Origin of the sequence: Janthinobacterium sp. SUN206 (assembly GCF_030587305.1) — a bacterium.
Lineage (GTDB): Bacteria > Pseudomonadota > Gammaproteobacteria > Burkholderiales > Burkholderiaceae_D > Janthinobacterium > Janthinobacterium kumbetense.
This window is the reverse complement of the sequence record NZ_JAPWIB010000005.1, coordinates 78,613-98,010: the sequence shown is the minus strand read 5'-3', so window position 1 is coordinate 98,010 and position 19,398 is coordinate 78,613. Positions and strand designations below refer to the sequence as shown.

The window sequence follows — 19,398 nt, the reverse complement described above, 5'->3', positions numbered from 1 at the left end:
GGCGACACCATGTTGCAAACGACACTAGATACCCTGGTTTGCCCCGCCTGCCGACAGCCCCTGCAAAGCAACACGCCAGCCGGGGCGTCGGCACCGTTGCTGGAAGCGATATTGAGCTGTCCGGCGTGCGCGATTACCGTTCCCGTCGTGCAAGGCTTTGTGCTCTTTACGGAAGCACGGCAAGGCGGCGATGCCCACATGCTGCCGGCACTGCGTGCCCAGCTGACGCCCAGCGCCGACTATCTGTCCTTCATGCACCGCCGCCATGTGCGCCGCATTCCCGACCGCTACGCCGCCTTTCAACCCTTCAATGAATCCACCCGCGCCTTTTATGCCTTGCTGGGCCTGATCAGGGAGCATTTGCAACCTGGCGACCTCATTCTCGACACCTGGGGCCGAACGGGCTGGAGTGGCGAAATGCTGGCTGCGGCGTTTCCCCAGCAACATGTCATTTCTGTATGGGAAGGCAACTTCGATGTGCTCGGCTACATGGGATATGCGCACTGGTTGCCCGCTGGACAGCGCGCGCCCAACCATGACATTATTTTCTTGCCGCCGGGTAGTCCCATGCCTTTTCGCGACGGCACGTTCGCGCTGATTCATGGCCTTGATTCACTGCATCGCTATGCGCCACTGACCTTCGCCGGCGACATGCTGCGCATCGCCCGCAGCGATGCGCCGATCATCTTCCCGCATGTACACATGGCCAATAGCCAGCCCACGCCGTACTTCGAGCGCGGCGGCAACATTATTCACGGCCGTTGCTACCAGCAGCGCTTTGATGCTGCGCAAGCACGCGGCGAACGCAAGACGCTGGTGATGTCGGAGGTAACCCTGTTCGACGCCATCGGACAGTTGCATGGCGAACCGGACACTGCACACTACAACGGCGTCGTGGCGCTGGTGCCTCCCGCATGGGAAGGGGCGCCCCTGCGCCAGGCCGATCTCGACCTGGCATTGCCCTCATCGCGCGCCGTCGTCAATGCCTTGCTGCGGCTCGACAGCTTGAACGGCTGGTGTGTGCCCGATACCGATGCGCTGGGTGGCTTGATGCAAGATTTGCTGGTGCGCCATCCTTGTTATGCGGAACGCCTGGCGCGCCTCGGACCACGACAACTGAGCGCTGAAGAATTGCAGATCCTGTTCCAGCTGGGCCAGCTACGTACCCTGGAGCAAGTGGCGCAGCGCCTGCGCCTGCCAGTGGAATACGTTTGCCAGCAAGCCAGAAACATGGTCGATATGGAACTGCTGCAGATGGCCCCCATCAGCAGCGCCATGGCACGCTTGCAATCGTACTATGCCAGCCAGATCGTGCGTCCGCTGCCACAGGAAGAAACCTTTGAGTATCTGTGGCAATTACTGCCCACGCTGTACCAGCAGCGCCCGCTCCTGCTGTGCGGCATGGACGACAGCGCCTTTGGCTGGGCCGAAGTCGAGCTACTCGTGCCCGCGTTGCAACGGGGCTTGCTGGCGATGGGCGTGCGGGCAGGTGACCGCGTCGCCATGCTGTGTGCCCACCACCCTGAAGCGGTACTGCTCAGCTGGGCCTGCTGGCGCATCGGCGCTGTCGTGGTTCCCTTGCGCAAGGAATTGACGGACACGCCCGCCTTGCTGCAACCCTTGCTGGAACGCATTGCTCCCGCCCTGCTGGTACTGGATCATCCCCGTCACAGCGCCGCCGCTTTGGCAAGCTGCCCGGCGCTGCTGCTCGACGATATCGGCCAGGAAGCGGCGGCGGTCTTGCCGCCAGATTGCGCATTGCCTGAATTATCAGCCTTGCTGGAAGGCTGGATGGAGCTGCCGCCGACGCCGGAGCTGCCCGGACAGGCCGTCCACCCCGACGATCCTGCCGTGATCCTGTTTACTTCTGGCAGTACTGGCATCCCCAAGGGCGTCGTCCACAGCCAGCGCGCCCTCATGCAGAGCGGCCAGCTGGCGGCGACGGAATTTGGCTGGCATGATGGCGACATCCTGCTGTCGCTGGGCGACTGCCACACCATGAGCGGCTTGCGCAACCCCATGGTCGCCGCCCTGTTTGCCGGTGCCAGCGTGTATCTGGCCGATGAAAGCGAACGGGGCAATGTCGGCAAGACCTTGCAAGCGGCCCAGCGCCATGGCGTGACCGTCCTGGCGACAGGTCCCGCCTGGCTAGCCATGCTGCAGTTGCTGCCGGCCCACCTGACCCTGCACCCGGCCAGCTTGCGGCAAATCATTTCCACGGGCGCGCCCCTGCAAACGTCGCTGCACACGGCCTTGAGCGAGCGCATGCGGCTCGCCATCATCGATTATTACGGACTGACTGAAACGGGGGGGCTGTGCATGCTGTTCCAGCACGCGCCCGGTGCCACGCAAGCTTGCGGCCGCGCCGTCGGCGCCATCGTGCAAATCTGCGATGACAGGGGCATGCCGCTCGGGAAAGGACAAACAGGGGAATTGCGCGTGCACAGCAACCAGCTCATGCTGGAATACTGGCGCGATCCGGCGCAAACGGCGTCCATCGCCCGCGATGGCTGGATCTTCACTGGCGATATCGCCAGCCACGATGGCCTCGGCAACATTACCTTGCTGGGCCGGCACGACGACCAGCTCAAGAACGAATATGGCGACATCGTCCACCCTGCCCCGCTGGAACGGGCGATGTGCAGCTATCCACACGTCAGGGAAGCCGCCATCACCGCAGGACCACGGGGACTGATCGGCATGCTGGTGGTCGACGGCGGCTTCGAATTACCCGCTTTTGTCGCCTATTGCCGCCAGCACGCGCAAATCGAGGCATTCCCCCGTGACCTGCGCATCCAGGCAGCGTTACCGTACACGGCCGCAGGAAAACTCGACCGCCGCGCACTGGCCCATTCAATCACACCATAACAGATACGCTCACCATGTTTCAGACTCGTCCCACACCTGCGAATACGCCATTCCTGATCGGCCCCAAGTCTTTGTCGCATAGCCATCTGGAGGAACAAATCCTGCAAGTGGCTGCCCGGCTGATCAGCAGCGAACTGCACAATAAACGCGTGCTGCTGATGGTGCGCGACGATCTGGCCTATGCGCCCTTGTTGCTCGGCTGCATGCGGGCCGGCGCGATTCCCCTGCTGCTCGATCCGGGAACCTCGGTGCGGCAAGTCAGGGATTTACTGCAGCATACGCATATCGATGGCGTCATTGCCGATGCGGACGCCATCGACCTGTGGCGCGCCGAGGGTGTCCCTCTGCCGGCGCAGCAGATACGCGTCGGCACTGTCCAGGCCAAGGGTTTGCTGCTGAACAAGCTGCTGGGGCGGCGGGCGCCAGCCGACCTGGACAACTGGCCTGGCCTGCTGTCCGCTCCCGCACCGGCACCGTTGCCGCCGGCAAGACAGGAGGGGCCTGCCTATGTCGTGTTCACCTCCGGCAGTACGGCCCGTCCGAAAGGCGTGGAAATGCACTGGCCCGCCCTGCTCGCGCATTTGCGGACGATCGGCGAACATTACGCGCTGACGCCCGCATCACGCCTGCTGAACCTGATGCCGCTATCGCATGCCGATGGCCTGGTGCAAGGCGTGCTGCTGGCTTATCAACGCGGCTGTACCCTGGTGCGTCCTGCGCCATTCAGCATTGTCGCCATCGAGAGCATCCTGATTGCGATCTACCGCGAACAAGTCACGCACCTGATCGCCGCGCCCACGGCATTGGCCCTGATGCAGCAATATGGCGCCCACCTGGCGGAAAACTTCGAGAATGGCCATTTCCGCTTCGCCGTTTCCTGCAGCGCCCCCTTGAGCGCGGCTACCTGGACCAGCTTCAGCCAATGTTTCAATGTAAAGCTCATCAATACCTACGGCTTGAGCGAAACGGGAACCTGCGGACTATATGCGGGACCGGACGCGGCCAGCCACAAGATCGGCAGCGTGGGCATGCCGCGCGACATGCTGGCAAAAATCTTGCGGGACGATGGCAGCGAGGCCGGCTGCGACGAGGCCGGAGAACTGTGCCTGCAAGGTGCCAACCTGATGCAGGGCTACCTGGACAATCCGCAAGCGACCGCTGCCGTCCTGCGCAATGGCTGGCTGCATACGGGTGACCTGGCACGGCGCGACAGCGATGGCGTGTACTGGATCACGGGGCGCATCAAGGACGTGATCATTTGCGGCGGCTACAATCTGTCGCCGGAAGCCATCAATGGCGTACTGATGCAACACCCGGCCGTACTGGAAGCGGCGACCGTCGCCTTGCCTGACCCGACGTGGGGCGAAATCCCCGTCGCCTGCGTAGTATTGCGCCCTGGCATGGAGGCGGACAACCAGCAACTGCTGCTGCATTGCGCCCAACATCTGGGTGCACACGAATTGCCGAAACGCATTAGTTTTACCGGCCAATTGCCGCGCACGCCGTCAGGCAAGGTCATCACGGCACAGTTGCAGCACGCGCTATCGCTTGCGCCCAAGGAAGCAAGCGCCCAGGGCAATCAGCAGGCAGACATTTTTGCGCTGGCCGCGGACCTGTTCAATTTACCGGCAAGTGCGCTGAAGGGGGATTCAGGCCCCGCCAATACGCCAGGCTGGGATTCGCTGGCACATATCAACTTCGTGATCGGCCTGGAAACGCTGTTCAAGGTGCGTCTGAGTCCATCGGATGTGGTGCATATGGAAACCATGGACGCCACCGTGCAACTGATCAAGCGGCTGACGCGCTGAGATGGCGAACGCACTTCCTCTGCGCATCTGGCCATACAGTGCGGCGCTGGCAGCTGGCGTGGTCGGACTATGCATACTGCTGCGTCATGTGCCCGGCCCACGCTACGACAATACGATTGCAGGCCAGACGAAAACGTTTCTCGACGCGCCCAGGCCAGAAGGGAAATGGCGCGTGCTGGCGCTGGGTTCGTCCCTGCTCCATGCCGCCACCCCGCAAACAGCCAATGTGCAGCGTGCCGAGCTGCCGGACATCGCCTGGATGCGGATGACGAAAGGCGGCGCAGGTATCGGCTATTTGCAATCGAGCCTCGCCACCCTTGGCAGCCGCCCACCGGAGGTGCTGGTCCTCGAACAGAACCTGTTCTTGCCAGATGATGGCAACGCGACAATGGATCAACTACGCGAAGATGTCTGGCACTGGGGCAAGCAAGCTGCTTCATTGCTCACCGCTGGCAAACTTGCCTCGCCACCGCGATACTGGGAGCGCAATGATCAGGAACTTGCATTTACCTGCGGCCCGGAGCTGAAGAAATTAAGCGCGTCACAAATACGGCAGCATGCTGCCGAACTACAAAATCTGTATCGACAGGGCACCTTCGATGCTGCACTGATCAACAACATTGCCACGCTGGCGCAACGGGGCGTGCGGGTAATACTGCTCGATGTGAGGCGATCATTGCTGATTGAACAACAGACGGCGCAACAAAAGACAGACTGGCAGCGGCGCTTGCAAGCATTGCTGCCTGCGAGCCAAAACATCATCTATCTAGCCTCGCCCGCACTCACCGAACAAAACCTTTATTGCGACGCCAGCCATCTGAACACGCAAGGCGCGCGTCAGTTCGCTCCCTGGTGGCAAACCCAGTTACGGCAGTTGCGGGACAGGGGTTGACATGGTGTGGCTGACAATTTTTGGCATGCTGTGCATGCTTGTTCTGGTCGTGCTTTACTGGCGTTTGCCAGTGGCCTGGCGCCCCTGGCTGCTGGTGGCCACAGGCGGCGCGCTGCTATGGCATGATGGCTGGGCCAGCATGGCGGCCTGGGGTGCATTGCTGGCATGGCTGGCCTTCATCTGCGGCCCCCGATGGCGGCGCCCAGCCCTGATGCAGACGCTGGGCCTGACGGGTGTCTTGCTCGCCTTTCTGGCTTACCAGTACGCGAAAGCCGGCCATGGCATGGCCGCCTACCTGGGCTACGCCTTCGTCTCGCTGAAAGCCTGGCACCTGATCGCCGAGCATGGCGGCGGCATCGCGCGCGATGGCCGCGCCGGCACGACCCTGGGCTATCTGCTCTTCCCGCCCACCCTGGCCGTCGGCCCGATCCAGCGTTACGATGCCTTCCGCATGGAACTACTGCGCGCGCGCTGGGACAGCCAACTCGCCTCGCAAGCATTGCAGCGCATGCTGTACGGTTATTGCAAAGTGGTTTTGTTGGCGGGATACATACTCACTTTCAAGCTCAACAACCTGAACCTGTCGACCGGTTACGCCTGGCTCGATGCCTATCTGCCCTTGCTCGGTTATGGCTTGAACCTGTACTGGCAATTCTCGGGCTATTGTGATATTGCCATCGGCTTCGCCGCGCTGCTGGGCATGCGCGTACCGGAAAACTTCCATTTCCCCTTTGCTGCCCGTAATCTGCCCGATTTCTGGCGCCGCTGGCACATCACGGTGTCGGAATGGTGCCGTGATTTCGTTTTCCGGCCCATCCTGACGCGCACGCGACAATACCTGTTTGCCAGCCTGGGCAGCATGATCGTGCTGGGCTTGTGGCATGAACTGTCGCCGCGCTACCTCGCCTGGGGTCTGTTTCACGGTGCCGGCCTGGCCATCGTCCATCTGTGGGGCAAGCACATGCCATGGGCGGAGCAGTTGCGCCGCTATGCCCTGTGGCGTGTCTTCAGCTGGTTTTTGACCTTGCAATTTGTCATACTGAGCTTCGCGCTGACGTCGACGCCGGACCTGCAAACGGCCTGGTCTTGCCTGACGGTGCTGTTCGCACCACTGTTACCTGGGAGTTAAGGTGTACCAATTTCTCTTGCGCTACCTGCCAGCGCCGCTCGTGCACGGGCTCTTCACGCTATGGTATGGGGGACTGCTGCTGCTGCTGTGGCTGAAATGGCCTCTGGCGCTGGGAATGGGATTTCGTTACGGGCAACTGTAGGCCGGGACCGATGCAGGCATCGGCCCCGTTATCGCTTACAGCAACACCATATTGTCGCGGTGGATCAGCTCATGGCCTTCCATGTAACCGAGAATGGCTTCGATTTCGGTGGACGGCTTGCGCATGATGCGGCGCGCTTCGCCGCTCGTGTAGTTGGACAGGCCGCGCGCCACGGGCACGCCATCGACGTCGACGCAGGTGATCACGGCGCCGCGGCCGAACTCGCCGTTCACGCCCGTCACGCCGATCGGCAGCAGGGACTTGCCTTCCTGGCGCAGCTTTTGCACGGCGCCCGCGTCCAGCACGACGGCGCCGGCCGTGTGCAGATGATCGGCCATCCACTGCTTACGCGCCGTCAATTGCCCCGTTTGTGCTCGCAACTCCGTGCCGATCGCTTCGCCCTGGGCGAGGCGGCTGAGCACGTCGCTGTCGCGGCCCCAGGCGATGATGGTGTGGGCGCCGGACTTGGCGGCGCGCTTGGCAGCGAGGATTTTCGTCAGCATGCCGCCACGGCCCAGGCTGCTGCCGGCGCCGCCGGCCATCGCTTCCAGGGCCGGATCGCCGGCGATGCCTTGCGTGATCAGGTAGGCGGTCGGGTCCTTGCGCGGGTCGGCCGAGAACAGGCCGTGCTGGTCCGTCAGGATGACGAGCGCATCGGCTTCGATCAGGTTGGCGACCAGGGCGCCCAGGGTATCGTTGTCGCCGAACTTGATTTCATCGGTGACGACGGTGTCGTTTTCATTGATGATCGGCACCACGCCCAGGCGCAGCAGGGTCGTCAGGGTGGAGCGGGCATTCAGGTAGCGTTCGCGGTCGGCCAGGTCGGCGTGCGTGAGCAGCACTTGCGCCGTGCCGAGGCTGTGGGCACGGAAGCTGCTTTCATAGATTTGCGCCAGGCCCATCTGGCCGACGGCGGCGCAGGCCTGCAATTCGTGGATATCGGTGGGGCGCTGCTCGAAACCGAGGCGCAGCATGCCTTCGGCGATGGCGCCGGAACTGACGAGCACCACTTCCTTGCCCAGGGCGCGCAAGCCGGAAATCTGCGCAGCCCAGCGCGCGATGGCGGCATGGTCGAGCCCGCGGCCATCGTTGGTGACCAGCGAAGAGCCGACTTTGATGATGATACGGGTAGCTTTTTGAATCACGGAATCCATGGGGCGGCGCTCTTCACTTAATAGACGTCAGCGCGCAGGACGCAGCAGCAGCAAGGCCAGCCCCGCCGTCAGCTCCATTGCGCACATGAACAACACAAAACCCTGGGGCAAGCCGAAGCTGATGGCCGCGAACAGACGGCCGGCGGGCTGCGCCAGGACCAACATTGCTGTGATATCGCCGAGCACAGGCGGTTCGCCCTGCCGTGCCGCGAACAGTGCCAGGAGCGCGGTAGCGCCCCAGACACCGACATGCGTGGCGTAGAACTGGCTGTAGCCATTGACGCCATTGAGGAAGATGCCCATGCCGGCCGCCATTTCATCGGCGAACAACAGGCAGGCGACCGCGCTCAGCCCGTAAGCATACGCGATCAGATGCAATACACGGCGCTGCCACGCTTGCTTGCGCGCTGGCGCGGCAGCGGCCGTCTGTACCGACATCAGGGTAAAGCCTTAGTCGAGGATCTTGAAACGCGGATCATCCGGGTCGATCGACGAGATACCGCGTGCTTCTTCGGTCATCTGCGTTTCTTCGGCACGGCTTTCGCTGTGTTTCTTCGCTTCCAGATGCTGGTAAATCGCATTCACCAGTTCCGGGCAACCTTGATGGTTCAGCGCGGAAATCTCGAAGACGGGACCTTTCCAGGCGAAACGCTTGAGGAAGTCCTTGACGATCTTCTTGCGCTCTTCTTCCGGCACCATGTCGAGCTTGTTCAACACCAGCCAGCGCGGCTTGTCGACCAGCGACTCGTCGTACTTCTTCAATTCCTTCACCAGCGCCTTGGCTTCCTTGACAGGATCGACGTTGGTTTCGAACGGCGCCAGGTCGACGATGTGCAACAGCAGACCCGTACGCTGCAAGTGACGCAGGAATTGATGGCCCAGGCCCGCGCCTTCGGAAGCGCCTTCGATCAAGCCGGGAATATCGGCGATCACAAAGCTCTTCTCGTGCGACACGCGCACCACGCCCAGGTTCGGGTGCAGGGTGGTAAATGGATAATCGGCAATTTTCGGGCGCGCGTTCGAGACGGCCGAAATGAAGGTCGACTTGCCGGCGTTCGGCATGCCCAGCAGGCCCACGTCGGCCAGAACTTTCAGTTCCAGGCGCAGTTCGCGGCGTTCGCCTTCCTTGCCCTCGCCTTTTTGGCGTGGCGCGCGGTTGGTCGAGGACTTGAAGTGGATATTGCCCCAGCCGCCTTCGCCGCCCTTGGCCAGCAATTCGATCTGGCCGTGTTCGGTCAAATCGGCCAGGATTTCGCCGCTCGCGTTGTCGATGATCAAGGTGCCCACAGGCATGCGCAGGTGGATGTCATCCGCGCCCTTGCCATAGCAATCTGCGCCACGGCCAGGCTCGCCATTGCGAGCCTTGTGCATTTTGGAGAAACGGAAATCGACGAGCGTGTTGATATTGCGGTCGGCGACAGCCCAGATGGACCCGCCCTTGCCGCCATCGCCGCCATCGGGACCGCCGAAAGGCCGGAATTTTTCACGGCAGAAAGATGCGCAGCCGTTGCCGCCATCGCCCGCGATGACTTCGATTTTTGCTTCGTCGATAAACTTCATAATTTTGCCGCCATAAAACTAAAAAGGCTCTACCTTGGGCAGAGCCTTTCGATTGAAGGCTTGCGCCTTACATCATGCGATCATGGCGGAGCGAACTGGCGCTCCGCGATGAATTACGCTGGTACTGCTTCGTTTGGTACAACGGTCACGAATTGCTTCGAGCCAGCACCTTTGACAACGAACTTCACTTTGCCCGCGATCAGCGCGAACAACGTGTGGTCCTTGCCCATGCCTACGCCTTCGCCGGCGCGCACTGGGGTGCCGCGTTGACGAATGATGATGCCGCCAGCATTGATAGCTTGGCCGCCGTAGACTTTAACGCCCAGACGTTTTGATTCTGAATCACGGCCGTTTCGCGTTGTGCCGCCGCCTTTTTTATGTGCCATTTAAGACTCCTTGATAGCTGATTAATTCAAACAGCGGCGATTAGCCGTTGATCGAAACGATTTGGATTTCGGTAAAATTCTGGCGATGGCCTTGATGCTTTTGGTAGTGCTTACGACGACGCATCTTGAAAATTTTGACCTTATCATGGCGACCATGCGCCACAACCGTAACCAGTACCGTTGCACCTTCGACCAACGGAGCACCAAACTTGATGCTGTCGCCCGCGCCTACTGCGAGCACTTGATCGATGGTGATTTCGGAACCAATGTCTGCCGGTATCTGTTCTACTTTAAGTTTTTCGCCAGCGACAACTTTGTATTGTTTGCCACCGGTTTTTATGACCGCGTACATGATTTGAAACCTCATCAAATGTTGAAAGAATTTGTCCCACTGCCATGAAAAGCAAGCCGTGCACAACAGGGGGAATCAGCGATTATACACGGACTGAGAAATTGCGTCAAAAAGTATTCACAAAGCTTGACGATCGTGGTATGTCGACAACCTGACCATCATGTCAGGCTTGCGCCAGGCGGACAGCAAAACGCGCGCCAGTGCCAAGCAGATCAATCAATTGCTCTACAGTCATAGGCAAACGTCACGCACGCGCAAGCCTTGTCGTATAATCGCGGCACCCACAATCTAATGCAGGTTCGCCTTGTCTGACGCTAACAAACACGTTAACCAAAACACCATCGTGCAAACGATTGCCGCCGATATGGACGCAGTCAATACGGTGATCCGCCAAAAGTTGCACTCCGATGTGATTCTGATCAACCAGATCGCTGAATACATCATCAGCGCAGGCGGCAAACGCATCCGTCCCGTGCTGATCTTGCTGGTGGCCAATGCCCACGCCTATCGCGGCACGGCGCACCATGAACTGGCCGCCGTGGTCGAATTCATCCATACCGCCACCCTGCTGCACGACGACGTCGTCGACGAATCGTCGATGCGCCGCGGACGCCAGACGGCCAACGCCCTGTTCGGCAATGCCGCCTCGGTGCTGGTGGGCGATTTCCTGCACTCGCGCTCGTTCCAGCTGATGGTCTCGCTGAATAATATGCGCGTCATGCAAATCCTGTCCGACGCCACCAACGTGATCGCCGAAGGCGAAGTGCTGCAGTTGCTGAACATGCACGATCCGGACGTGACGCAAGACAGCTACCTGAACGTCATCCGCTCGAAGACGGCCAAGCTGTTCGAAGCGTCGGCGCAACTGGGCGCCCTGATCGCCGGCGCCAGCGAAGACGATATCGAAGCGGCTGCCGAATACGGCCGCTCGCTGGGCACGGCTTTCCAGCTGATCGACGACGTGCTCGACTATGCAGGCGACGCTGCCGAAATCGGCAAGAACGTGGGCGACGACTTGCGCGAAGGCAAACCGACCATGCCGCTGATCTGGCTGATGGAAAACGGTACGCCAGAGCAACGCGAACTGGTGCGCAGCTGCATCGAGCAAGGCGACGAACAGCATTTCGACGCCGTCCTGACGGCCATCACCAGCAGCGGCGCCCTCGACTACACGCGCAAGCAGGCGGAAATCGCCGGCCAGCGCGCCGCCGATGCCATCGCCGGCTGGCCGGACAGCGTCTACAAGCAATCTATGCTGCAACTGTGCTCGTTTGCCGTGGACCGCAATCACTGATCGCGATTTGCGCTACAGCAAAGACAACGGCGCCGATGGCGCCGTTTTTTATGCACTGTCGAAAAGCTAGGTGCGCTCGTGCTCCATTGCCGCGCCCGCCAATTCCTGCACGATGGCCGGCGCCGCTTCCAGCCGCTCGCTGTAGCGGCTGCCCAGGTAATCGCGGCGGTCACGCACCAGCAGGGTGAATTTGTACAGTTCCTCCATCACGTCGACCAGGCGCTCGTAGTACGGCGACGGCTTCATGCGGCCGTCATCGTCGAATTCCTGGTATGCCTTGGCAACGGAAGACTGGTTCGGAATGGTGACCATGCGCATCCAGCGTCCCAGCACACGCAAGCCGTTGACGGCGTTGAACGATTGCGAACCACCGGACACTTGCATCACAGCAAGGGTTCGCCCCTGCGTGGGCCGTACGCTGCCCGTTTCCAACGGCAGCCAGTCGATCTGCGACTTAAAGACACCCGTGACGGCGCCGTGCCGCTCGGGGCTGCACCATACCTGCCCTTCCGACCACAGCGACAGCGCGCGCAACTCTTGCACTTTCGGATGCTCGGGCGACACGCTGTCGACCATGGGCAAGCCGTGCGGGTCGAACACGCGCGTGTCGGCGCCGAAGTGGCGCAGGATGCGTTCCGCCTCCAGGGTCAGCAGCTTGCTGTACGAGCGTTCGCGCAAGGAACCGTACAGCAGCAAGATGCGCGGCGCGTGGGTGGACACGCTGGCCGGCGCCAGCTTGTCCAGGTCCGGCACGTCCAGGTGCGCGGCGCTGATGTTCGGCAACTCGTTGGCAAGGTCTGCCATCTCAGGCCACCGGCTTGCCGTCGGCGCCCACCACGGCCTGGCCGTCTTCCTTGGCAAACGCGCCCTGCTGCGGCAGCGGCAGGATTTCCAGCACTTTTTCCGAAGGCCGGCACAGGCGCACGCCCAGTTCCGTGACGACGATGGGGCGGTTGATCAAGATAGGATGGGCTTGCATAGCGTCGAGCAAGGCCGCATCGGGCAAATCCGGATTGGCCAGGCCCAGCTCGTCGTACAGGGCGCCCTTGTCGCGCATGACGGCGCGTACGGTCAGGCCGGCGCGGGCGATCAGGTCGACCAATTCCTCGCGCGAAGGCGGATGCTTGACGTAATCGATGATGACGGGTTCGACGCCCGTGTTGCGGATCAGGGCCAGGGTATTGCGCGAGGTGCCGCACGCCGTGTTGTGATAAATCGTGATCGTCATGTCGTGATGTCCTTCAGTAAATGTGGTTCGCTGACGCAGCAAGGCGCGCCAGCGCAGCAGTTCTCGGTCAAAAAGGCCAGCAAGCCGTTCATGCCCGCATAGTTGGCCGCATAGATGATGGAACGGCCCGCCTTGCTTGCCGTTACCAAATTGGCGTGCGCCAATTCTTTCAAGTGAAACGACAGCGACGAGGGCGCGATGGCCAGCGCTTCGGCGATTTTCGTCGCCGCCATGCCTTGCGGCCCCGCTTGCACCAGCAGGCGGAACACGGCCAGCCGCGATTCCTGTGCCAGCGCGGCCAGGGCCACGATGGCGGAAGTACTCGTCAGCGGTGTCGCTCCGCTCGCTATTTGCTGTGTATTTTCCATATTTCAATAATAGTCGAATTATTGAATCTTTTCAAGCCACACGCCTTGGCTACCTATCTTACGTAACCTAGCGCACCGACTGTCATGGCCTATCGGTCTACCTTGATGAAAAATCACTGCGATCGGCATCCCATGACACGCTCGACACCCCTGAAAATCCTCGGCTGGAGCCTGGCCGCCCTGCTGGCCCTGGTCGCCGTCGTGGTCATCTTTGTACTGACCTTCGACTGGAACCGCGCGCGCCCCTACATCAACGAGAAGGTGTCGGAAAGCACGGGCCGCACCTTCGTCATCGGCGGCGATTTGCAGGTGAAATGGAAACAAGGGCTGAAAACGGAGCCCGGCTGGCGCCGCTACGTGCCGCGGCCCATCATCAGCGCGCAGGACGTGCGCATGAGCAACCCGGACTGGGCCACGGCCGGCCCGCAACTGGCCAGCGCGCAACGCATCGACGTGGCCATCCATCCACTGCCCCTGTTGCAACATAAGCTGGTGCTGACGGACCTGGCGCTCGAGGCGCCAAACATTGCCCTGCAACGGCGCGCCGACGGCAGCAACAGCTGGACCTTGAAGGACAATGGCCCGTCGGCATGGGACGTGGAAATCCAGCGCATGGCCTTCGGCAACGGCACCATCCGCTATCTGGACGAAGGCATCGCGCTGGACGTGCGCGCCAAGGTCAGCTCGACGGCCCCCGACGCCACGCCGGGCGATGCGCCAGGCAACGCGCCCGTGCAGAAATACGGCATCGAATTCACCCTGGGCGGCAGCTACCGCAAGGCGCCCGTGACGGGCGGCGGCAAGGCGGGCGCCGTGCTGTCCTTGACCGATGACAACACCGTCTATCCCGTGCAGGCACATGCCGTGCTGGGCAAGAACAAGGCCAGCATCGACGGCACCCTGACGGACCCGCGCTCCTTGTCCGGCATCGATTTGCAGCTGAGCCTCGCCGGCGCCAGCATGGCCGACCTGTATCCGCTGACGGGCGTGCTGCTGCCGGAAACGCCGGACTACACCACCAAGGGACGCTTGCTGGGCAAGAAAGACGGCGCCACCTGGAACTGGACCTATCAAGACTTCAAGGGCACGGTGGGCCAGAGCGACCTGGCCGGCACCCTGCAATACTTGCCGCGCCAGCCGCGTCCCCTGCTGCGCGGCGAAGTGACGTCGCAGCAATTGCGCCTGGAAGACCTGGGTCCCACCATCGGCGCCGACAGCAATGCGCAGAAACAGGCGCGCGGCAAGGCACCCGTGCAGCCGGACAACAAAGCCTTGCCCGTGGAACAGTTCAACACGGCCAAATGGAATGCGCTCGATGCCGACGTGAAATTCACGGGCAAGAAACTGGTGCGCACGCATGACATTCCGTTCAACGATATCGTCGCCCATATCCACATGAAAGACAAGGTGTTGAGTTTGACGCCGCTCAACTTCGGCATGGCCGGTGGCGACATCACCTCGAATATCACGCTCGACGGCCGTCAAAAGACCATCGCCGCGCAAGCCAAGGTGGCGGCGCGTCACCTCAAAATTCGCGAACTGTTTCCCAAGCTGCAATCGATGCAAGCGAGTTTCGGCGAAGTGTATGGCGACGCGGCGCTGACGGGCCACGGCAACTCCGTCTCGGCCATGCTGGCCAGCGCGAATGGCGAACTGGCGACCACCGTCAGCGAAGGCTCCGTCAGCCAATTCATGCTGGAACTGGCCGGCCTGAACCTGGCCAACGCCGTCTTCGTCAAAATCTTTGGCGACAAGCAAGTGCACCTCAATTGCATGGCCAGCGACTTCGCCGTCACGAATGGCCAGGCCGACGTGCGCCGCTTCGTGCTCGATACGGACACGGCCGTCGTGAATGTCACGGGCAACGTCAACCTGGCAAGAGAAACCCTGGACCTCGACGTGCGCCCACGCACCAAGGGCGCCCGCATCATCACCCTGCGCACGCCGCTGTACGCGAAAGGCACGTTCAAGAACCCGGACGTGGGCCCGCAAAAAGGCCCGCTGGCCCTGAAAGCGGGCGCCGCCGTGGCCCTGGCCACCGTCGTCACGCCGCTGGCCGCCCTGCTGCCACTCGTCAACGTCGACAAGGCCCCCGACACGGACTGCGCCGCCGTCATGGCGCAAGCAAACGCCACCCGCAAGGCCCCCGCCTCGCCGGCGACGAACGCGCCAGCCAAGAAAGTGAGCGAAGCGGACATCAGGAAGGCCCAGCAGGAAAAGAAATAGACCTTGATGCAACCGCTTGAAAGCCACCCCGCCATCTGCTGTAATGAAGGAAAGCGGGGTGTGGCTCAGCCTGGTAGAGCGCTGCGTTCGGGACGCAGAGGCCGGAGGTTCGAATCCTCTCACCCCGACCAGCCCTTTCTCCTTACTGCGCCTGCATCAACTGCTTGCACCTTGACCTGCGCGTTGGTGTCTTGCCGAGAAGTATGATACTAATTACATCATTAGTATCCTGATCACTTTCCGCGCAAGGGCCTGACCGATGTCTTTCCTGATAGTTCTGGCCGCACTGGCCTTCCTGATGCTGGCCGCCTACCGCGGCTACAGCGTAATCCTGTTTGCGCCCGTCGCCGCGCTGGGTGCCGTGCTGCTCACCGATCCGTCCGCCGTGCCGGCTGTCTTCAGCGGTATCTTCATGGAAAAGATGGTGGGCTTTATCAAGCTGTATTTCCCCGTCTTTTTGCTCGGCGCCGTGTTCGGCAAACTCATCGAGCTGTCCGGTTTTTCCCAGTCCATCGTCGTGGCGGCCATTCGCTATATCGGCAGCTCGCGCGCGAATGCCGTGATCGTTGCCGTGTGCGCGGCCCTGACGTACGGCGGCGTGTCGCTGTTCGTGGTGGTGTTCGCCGTGTATCCGTTTGCGGCCGAGCTGTATCGCCAGAGCAATATCCCCAAGCGGCTGATGCCGGGCGCCATCGCCCTGGGCGCGTTCTCGTTCACCATGGATACCTTGCCCGGCACGCCGCAGATCCAGAACATCATCCCCACCACCTTTTTCAATACGACGGGCTGGGCCGCGCCGTGGCTGGGCACCATCGGCGCCGTGCTGACGGTGATCATGGGGCTGGCTTTCCTCGAATGGCGCCGCCGTTCCGTCATGGCGACGGGCGAAGGCTATGGGGCCGAGGCCGAAAAGGCCAAGGCCGACGTGGGCGACCTGCCCCATCCGCTACTGTCGGTAGCGCCCCTGGTGCTGGTGGGGGTGGCCAACTTTGCGCTGACCCGGCTGATTCCCCACTGGTACGGTGCCAGCTACTCGCTCACCGCCGAGGCGTTGCCAGGGCTGCATGCGCCCGTGACCACGTCGATCGCGTCCGTGACAGGTATCTGGGCCGTGGAAGGCGCCTTGTTGCTGGGAATTTTGCTCGTGTGCGCAACGGCTTTCGGGCGCATCCGCGCCGCCTTTGCGGAAGGCACCAAGGCGGCCGTGGGCGGCGCCTTGCTGGCGGCCATGAATACGGCCTCCGAATATGGCTTTGGCGGCGTCATCGCCGCCCTGCCCGGCTTTCTTGCCGTCAGCAACACCTTGCGCAGCGTACCCGATCCGCTCGTCAACGCGGCCGTGTCTGTGACGACCCTGGCCGGCATTACGGGTTCGGCCTCGGGCGGGATGAGCATCGCGCTGGCCGCCATGTCGGACAGTTTCATCCAGGCCGCTCAGCAGGCGCATATTCCGCTGGAAGTCATGCACCGCGTGGTGGCCATGGCCAGCGGCGGCATGGATACCTTGCCGCACAATGGCGCCGTGATCACCCTGCTGGCCGTCACGGGCCTCACGCACCGCCAGTCCTACCGCGACATTTTCGGCATCACCGTCATCAAGACGGTGGCCGTGTTCCTCGTCATTGCCCTGTATTACCTGACGGGGCTGGTCTGACCTAGAGCCGTGACGACGATGCCGGCTTCGCCACGGCTTGCGCCGGCTTGAACAGATGGCTGATACCCATGGTCAGCAGCGGACCGGCCAGCGCCAGGTAGGAACTGTCGACGCCGTAGGGATTGCCTGCCAGAAACCAGCCGATGGTGGCGATCACGGAGACGATCACGCCGACAAAGGCGCCGCGCGGCGTGCCGAATTTCGGCGCATAGAAAGCCATCAGCACCAGCACGGCCAGGGTGGCGCGCAGGGCCTTGCCGAGGAAGGCGATCATCAGCAGCTTTTCCGCATACAGCGCCAGCACCAGCGGCAGCAAGCCGGCCACGACGATGGCGATGCGCAGGAACATCAGCGATTTCGCGTCGTTCTTCGCCTTGTTGTACCAGGGATCATAAAAATCCTTCATGGCCAGGGTGGCCGATGCCAGGGTGGTGGCGGAAATGCCGCCGAACAGGGCGCCGGCCAGGCCGACGATCATGATGCTGGCGGAAAACGCCGGCATGTGGGCGATCAGGGTCGGGAAGGCGTCGATCGACTTCATGCCCGGATACAACACGGCGCTGCACATGCCGATCAGCGCGGCCATCAGGCCGAACGGAATCATCAACGAAGACACGTAATAGCAGGCGCGCTTGGCCACGGCCGGGTTATCCGTGCTGACGAGGGCCTGGATCACGTATTGCGTGGCGAAGATGGAACCGATGCCGCCGATCATCCACGCGATGATCTGGCCCCAGCCGATCTCGACCCAGTTGAACATCTTGGCCGGCAGCTGCGCCTGCAGCGCGCCGATGCCGCCGGTTGCTTCCAGCGCATACGCCAGCGCCAGGATCACGCCCAGGTACTTGACGATGGAGTGGGCGAAATTGGTGTACACCACCGAGCGCATGCCGCCCAGACTGACATAGATCACGGTGATGGCACCCACCAGCAGGATGGCCACCGTCTTGTTGATGTGCAGCACGGCCGCCAGCACGGCGCCACCGCTCGCATACAGGGCCACGGCAACGATGCTCAGCGCGACGATGGTAAGGATGGATGCCGCATAGCGCACGGGTTCGCCGTACGTCTGCGCCAGGATGCCGGAAATCGTCGATTGCCCGCTTTCCTTGTATTTTTTCACCAGCACGATGGCCAGCAGCAAAAATCCCAGCGACAGCGCCACCAGGTTCCAGGCGGCGGAAATGCCCAGTTCATAGCCCTTCTGGGCCGTACCGATGCTGACGGAACTACCGATGAATTCCGACAATAGCAGCGCGCCGATCAGGTAAGCGGGATAGTTGCGTCCGCCCGCCGTCATGCCCTCGGCGCTGTTGGCATGCTTGCGCACGCTATACGTAATGTACGACATGAGGGCGAAATAGCCCACCGTGACCGCCGCGATGATGATCAATCTGTTTTCCATCTGTCTACTCCAAGTTTGCTTTTTTTCTTATTATTTTTTCAAAAAAGCTTCCCCTGCCGCGTGCCGGTCTTTGCCGGTGGCGGTGCTCAGGGGCAAAGCGAAATCTTACCCTGCCGGCGACGATACAAAGGCGTGCAGCTGCGCCGTGAAGGCTGGCGCCGCCTCGACATTCGACAAATGCGACGCGGGCACCTGGGCCAGCTGTGCACCTGCCACCTGCCGCTGCAGCCAGCGCGCATCGTCCACCGTGGTGACGGGATCGTGCTCGCCGGCGATGACCAGGGTCGGCACCGCAATCGTGGCCACCTGCGCGCGCAAGTCCGCCTGTGCCAGCGCTGCGCAGCAGGCCGCGTAGCCTTCGGCATCCTGCCCGCGCAAGGTGGCGATCATGCGCGCCACCGTGGCCGCTTCACGCGCGATGAAGGCTGACGTAAACCAGCGCGCGGCGGCGCCATCGGCCACCGTGGCCATGCCGTCGCGGCGCACCTGCGCCGCGCGCGTCAGCCAGGCGTCGGCCGTGCCGATGCGCGCCGCCGTATTCGCCAGCACGAGCTTCGTCAAGCGCTGCGGCTGGTGAATGCCCAGCCACTGGCCCGTCAAGCCGCCCATGGAAATGCCGCAGAACGCGGCACGGGCGATATCCAGGTGGTCGAGCAGCGCCACCACGTCCAGGCCCAGGCGCTCGATGCCGAACGGCGCGCCGCCGCTGGCCGAGCGGCCATGGCCGCGCGTATCGTAGCGCACGACATAGAAGTCGCTGGCCAGATCCGCCGCCTGGACATCCCACATGGACAGGTCCGTGCCCAGGGAATTCGACAATACCAAGCACGGTTTGCTCCGCTCGCCGTCGGTGCGGTAATGCAGCAGCGTATCTTCCCCGTTCCAGGTGGTCACGACAATTCCGGTATCCCTCTGTTTCATCGCATGTATCC

17 protein-coding genes and 1 tRNA gene are annotated in these 19,398 nt (G+C 62.0%); 8 read left to right on the top strand and 10 right to left on the bottom strand.

The window, feature by feature from the left end:
- Positions 1-9: 9 nt before the first annotated feature.
- From O3300_RS23795 to O3300_RS23780, 4 genes are read left to right on the top strand one after another with little or no spacing between them, the layout of a single operon-like run.
- Positions 10-2,868, top strand: coding sequence for a class I adenylate-forming enzyme family protein (locus O3300_RS23795; RefSeq protein ID WP_305054308.1), 2,859 nt, complete (start codon positions 10-12; stop codon positions 2,866-2,868).
- A gap of 14 nt (positions 2,869-2,882) precedes the next feature.
- On the top strand, positions 2,883-4,676 hold the full coding sequence (locus O3300_RS23790; RefSeq protein WP_305054307.1) for an AMP-binding protein: 1,794 nt from the start codon (positions 2,883-2,885) through the stop codon (positions 4,674-4,676).
- 1 nt (position 4,677) lies between these two features.
- A complete protein-coding gene (locus tag O3300_RS23785) occupies positions 4,678-5,568 on the top strand; it encodes a hypothetical protein (RefSeq protein ID WP_305054306.1) in 891 nt (296 codons plus the stop codon).
- A gap of 34 nt (positions 5,569-5,602) precedes the next feature.
- Positions 5,603-6,697: an MBOAT family O-acyltransferase gene (locus tag O3300_RS23780; RefSeq protein WP_305054305.1), complete on the top strand. Its 1,095-nt coding sequence runs from the start codon at positions 5,603-5,605 to the stop codon at positions 6,695-6,697.
- A gap of 177 nt (positions 6,698-6,874) precedes the next feature.
- Here O3300_RS23780 and proB read toward each other — a convergent pair whose 3' ends face one another.
- The 5 genes from proB to rplU all read right to left on the bottom strand — a co-directional run bounded on the left by proB (position 6,875) and on the right by rplU (position 10,291).
- Positions 6,875-7,993: a glutamate 5-kinase gene (proB, locus tag O3300_RS23775; protein WP_305054304.1), complete on the bottom strand. Its 1,119-nt coding sequence runs from the start codon at positions 7,991-7,993 to the stop codon at positions 6,875-6,877.
- Between the two features lie 27 nt (positions 7,994-8,020).
- On the bottom strand, positions 8,021-8,431 hold the full coding sequence (locus O3300_RS23770) for a hypothetical protein (RefSeq protein ID WP_035825091.1): 411 nt from the start codon (positions 8,429-8,431) through the stop codon (positions 8,021-8,023).
- A gap of 12 nt (positions 8,432-8,443) precedes the next feature.
- A complete protein-coding gene (obgE, locus tag O3300_RS23765) occupies positions 8,444-9,553 on the bottom strand; it encodes a GTPase ObgE (RefSeq protein ID WP_077400162.1) in 1,110 nt (369 codons plus the stop codon).
- A 113-nt stretch (positions 9,554-9,666) separates the two neighbouring features.
- Positions 9,667-9,939 carry a 50S ribosomal protein L27 gene (gene rpmA / locus O3300_RS23760; protein ID WP_070219281.1) on the bottom strand — a complete coding sequence of 91 codons (273 nt, stop codon included), beginning with the start codon at positions 9,937-9,939 and terminating at the stop codon, positions 9,667-9,669.
- Between the two features lie 40 nt (positions 9,940-9,979).
- Positions 9,980-10,291: a 50S ribosomal protein L21 gene (rplU, locus tag O3300_RS23755; RefSeq protein WP_034754730.1), complete on the bottom strand. Its 312-nt coding sequence runs from the start codon at positions 10,289-10,291 to the stop codon at positions 9,980-9,982.
- Positions 10,292-10,595: 304 nt separating this feature from the next.
- Here rplU and ispB point away from each other — a divergent pair, with 304 nt between their 5' ends.
- Positions 10,596-11,585, top strand: coding sequence for an octaprenyl diphosphate synthase (gene ispB / locus O3300_RS23750; RefSeq protein ID WP_099395339.1), 990 nt, complete (start codon positions 10,596-10,598; stop codon positions 11,583-11,585).
- A gap of 66 nt (positions 11,586-11,651) precedes the next feature.
- On the opposite strand, the gene arsH is transcribed toward ispB, so the two are convergent.
- From arsH to O3300_RS23735, 3 genes are read right to left on the bottom strand one after another with little or no spacing between them, the layout of a single operon-like run.
- Complete coding sequence (gene arsH / locus O3300_RS23745) at positions 11,652-12,389, bottom strand: arsenical resistance protein ArsH (RefSeq protein ID WP_289918027.1); 738 nt, start codon at positions 12,387-12,389, stop codon at positions 11,652-11,654.
- 1 nt (position 12,390) lies between these two features.
- Positions 12,391-12,813, bottom strand: coding sequence for an arsenate reductase (glutaredoxin) (gene arsC, locus O3300_RS23740; RefSeq protein ID WP_289899830.1), 423 nt, complete (start codon positions 12,811-12,813; stop codon positions 12,391-12,393).
- Positions 12,810-13,181: a helix-turn-helix transcriptional regulator gene (locus O3300_RS23735; RefSeq protein WP_289899829.1), complete on the bottom strand. Its 372-nt coding sequence runs from the start codon at positions 13,179-13,181 to the stop codon at positions 12,810-12,812. Before O3300_RS23735 ends, arsC begins: the two co-directional genes overlap by 4 nt.
- Before the next feature lie 132 nt (positions 13,182-13,313).
- Here O3300_RS23735 and O3300_RS23730 point away from each other — a divergent pair, with 132 nt between their 5' ends.
- The 3 genes from O3300_RS23730 (at position 13,314) to O3300_RS23720 (ending at position 17,061) form a co-directional block, all read left to right on the top strand.
- Complete coding sequence (locus tag O3300_RS23730) at positions 13,314-15,407, top strand: AsmA family protein (protein WP_305054303.1); 2,094 nt, start codon at positions 13,314-13,316, stop codon at positions 15,405-15,407.
- A 54-nt stretch (positions 15,408-15,461) separates the two neighbouring features.
- A tRNA-Pro gene (locus O3300_RS23725) sits at positions 15,462-15,538 on the top strand.
- A gap of 128 nt (positions 15,539-15,666) precedes the next feature.
- Complete coding sequence (locus O3300_RS23720) at positions 15,667-17,061, top strand: GntP family permease (RefSeq protein ID WP_305054302.1); 1,395 nt, start codon at positions 15,667-15,669, stop codon at positions 17,059-17,061.
- Between the two features lies 1 nt (position 17,062).
- Here O3300_RS23720 and O3300_RS23715 read toward each other — a convergent pair whose 3' ends face one another.
- Both O3300_RS23715 and pcaD read right to left on the bottom strand, forming a co-directional pair.
- Positions 17,063-18,466 carry a sodium:solute symporter family protein gene (locus O3300_RS23715; RefSeq protein WP_251349768.1) on the bottom strand — a complete coding sequence of 468 codons (1,404 nt, stop codon included), beginning with the start codon at positions 18,464-18,466 and terminating at the stop codon, positions 17,063-17,065.
- Between the two features lie 105 nt (positions 18,467-18,571).
- Complete coding sequence (gene pcaD / locus O3300_RS23710; protein ID WP_369812320.1) at positions 18,572-19,360, bottom strand: 3-oxoadipate enol-lactonase; 789 nt, start codon at positions 19,358-19,360, stop codon at positions 18,572-18,574.
- Between the last annotated feature and the right edge of the window lie 38 nt (positions 19,361-19,398).

Bases quoted from the DNA above. Each gene is read 5' to 3' on its own strand.
- O3300_RS23795 (WP_305054308.1), top strand. From the start codon at position 10: ATGTTGCAAACGACACTAGATACCCTGGTTTGCCCCGCCTGCCGACAG.
- O3300_RS23790 (WP_305054307.1), top strand. From the start codon at position 2,883: ATGTTTCAGACTCGTCCCACACCTGCGAATACGCCATTCCTGATCGGC.
- O3300_RS23785 (WP_305054306.1), top strand. From the start codon at position 4,678: ATGGCGAACGCACTTCCTCTGCGCATCTGGCCATACAGTGCGGCGCTG.
- O3300_RS23780 (WP_305054305.1), top strand. From the start codon at position 5,603: ATGCTTGTTCTGGTCGTGCTTTACTGGCGTTTGCCAGTGGCCTGGCGC.
- proB (WP_305054304.1), bottom strand. From the start codon at position 7,993: ATGGATTCCGTGATTCAAAAAGCTACCCGTATCATCATCAAAGTCGGC.
- O3300_RS23770 (WP_035825091.1), bottom strand. From the start codon at position 8,431: ATGTCGGTACAGACGGCCGCTGCCGCGCCAGCGCGCAAGCAAGCGTGG.
- obgE (WP_077400162.1), bottom strand. From the start codon at position 9,553: ATGAAGTTTATCGACGAAGCAAAAATCGAAGTCATCGCGGGCGATGGC.
- rpmA (WP_070219281.1), bottom strand. From the start codon at position 9,939: ATGGCACATAAAAAAGGCGGCGGCACAACGCGAAACGGCCGTGATTCA.
- rplU (WP_034754730.1), bottom strand. From the start codon at position 10,291: ATGTACGCGGTCATAAAAACCGGTGGCAAACAATACAAAGTTGTCGCT.
- arsH (WP_289918027.1), bottom strand. From the start codon at position 12,389: ATGGCAGACCTTGCCAACGAGTTGCCGAACATCAGCGCCGCGCACCTG.
- arsC (WP_289899830.1), bottom strand. From the start codon at position 12,813: ATGACGATCACGATTTATCACAACACGGCGTGCGGCACCTCGCGCAAT.
- O3300_RS23735 (WP_289899829.1), bottom strand. From the start codon at position 13,181: ATGGAAAATACACAGCAAATAGCGAGCGGAGCGACACCGCTGACGAGT.
- O3300_RS23730 (WP_305054303.1), top strand. From the start codon at position 13,314: ATGACACGCTCGACACCCCTGAAAATCCTCGGCTGGAGCCTGGCCGCC.
- O3300_RS23720 (WP_305054302.1), top strand. From the start codon at position 15,667: ATGTCTTTCCTGATAGTTCTGGCCGCACTGGCCTTCCTGATGCTGGCC.
- O3300_RS23715 (WP_251349768.1), bottom strand. From the start codon at position 18,466: ATGGAAAACAGATTGATCATCATCGCGGCGGTCACGGTGGGCTATTTC.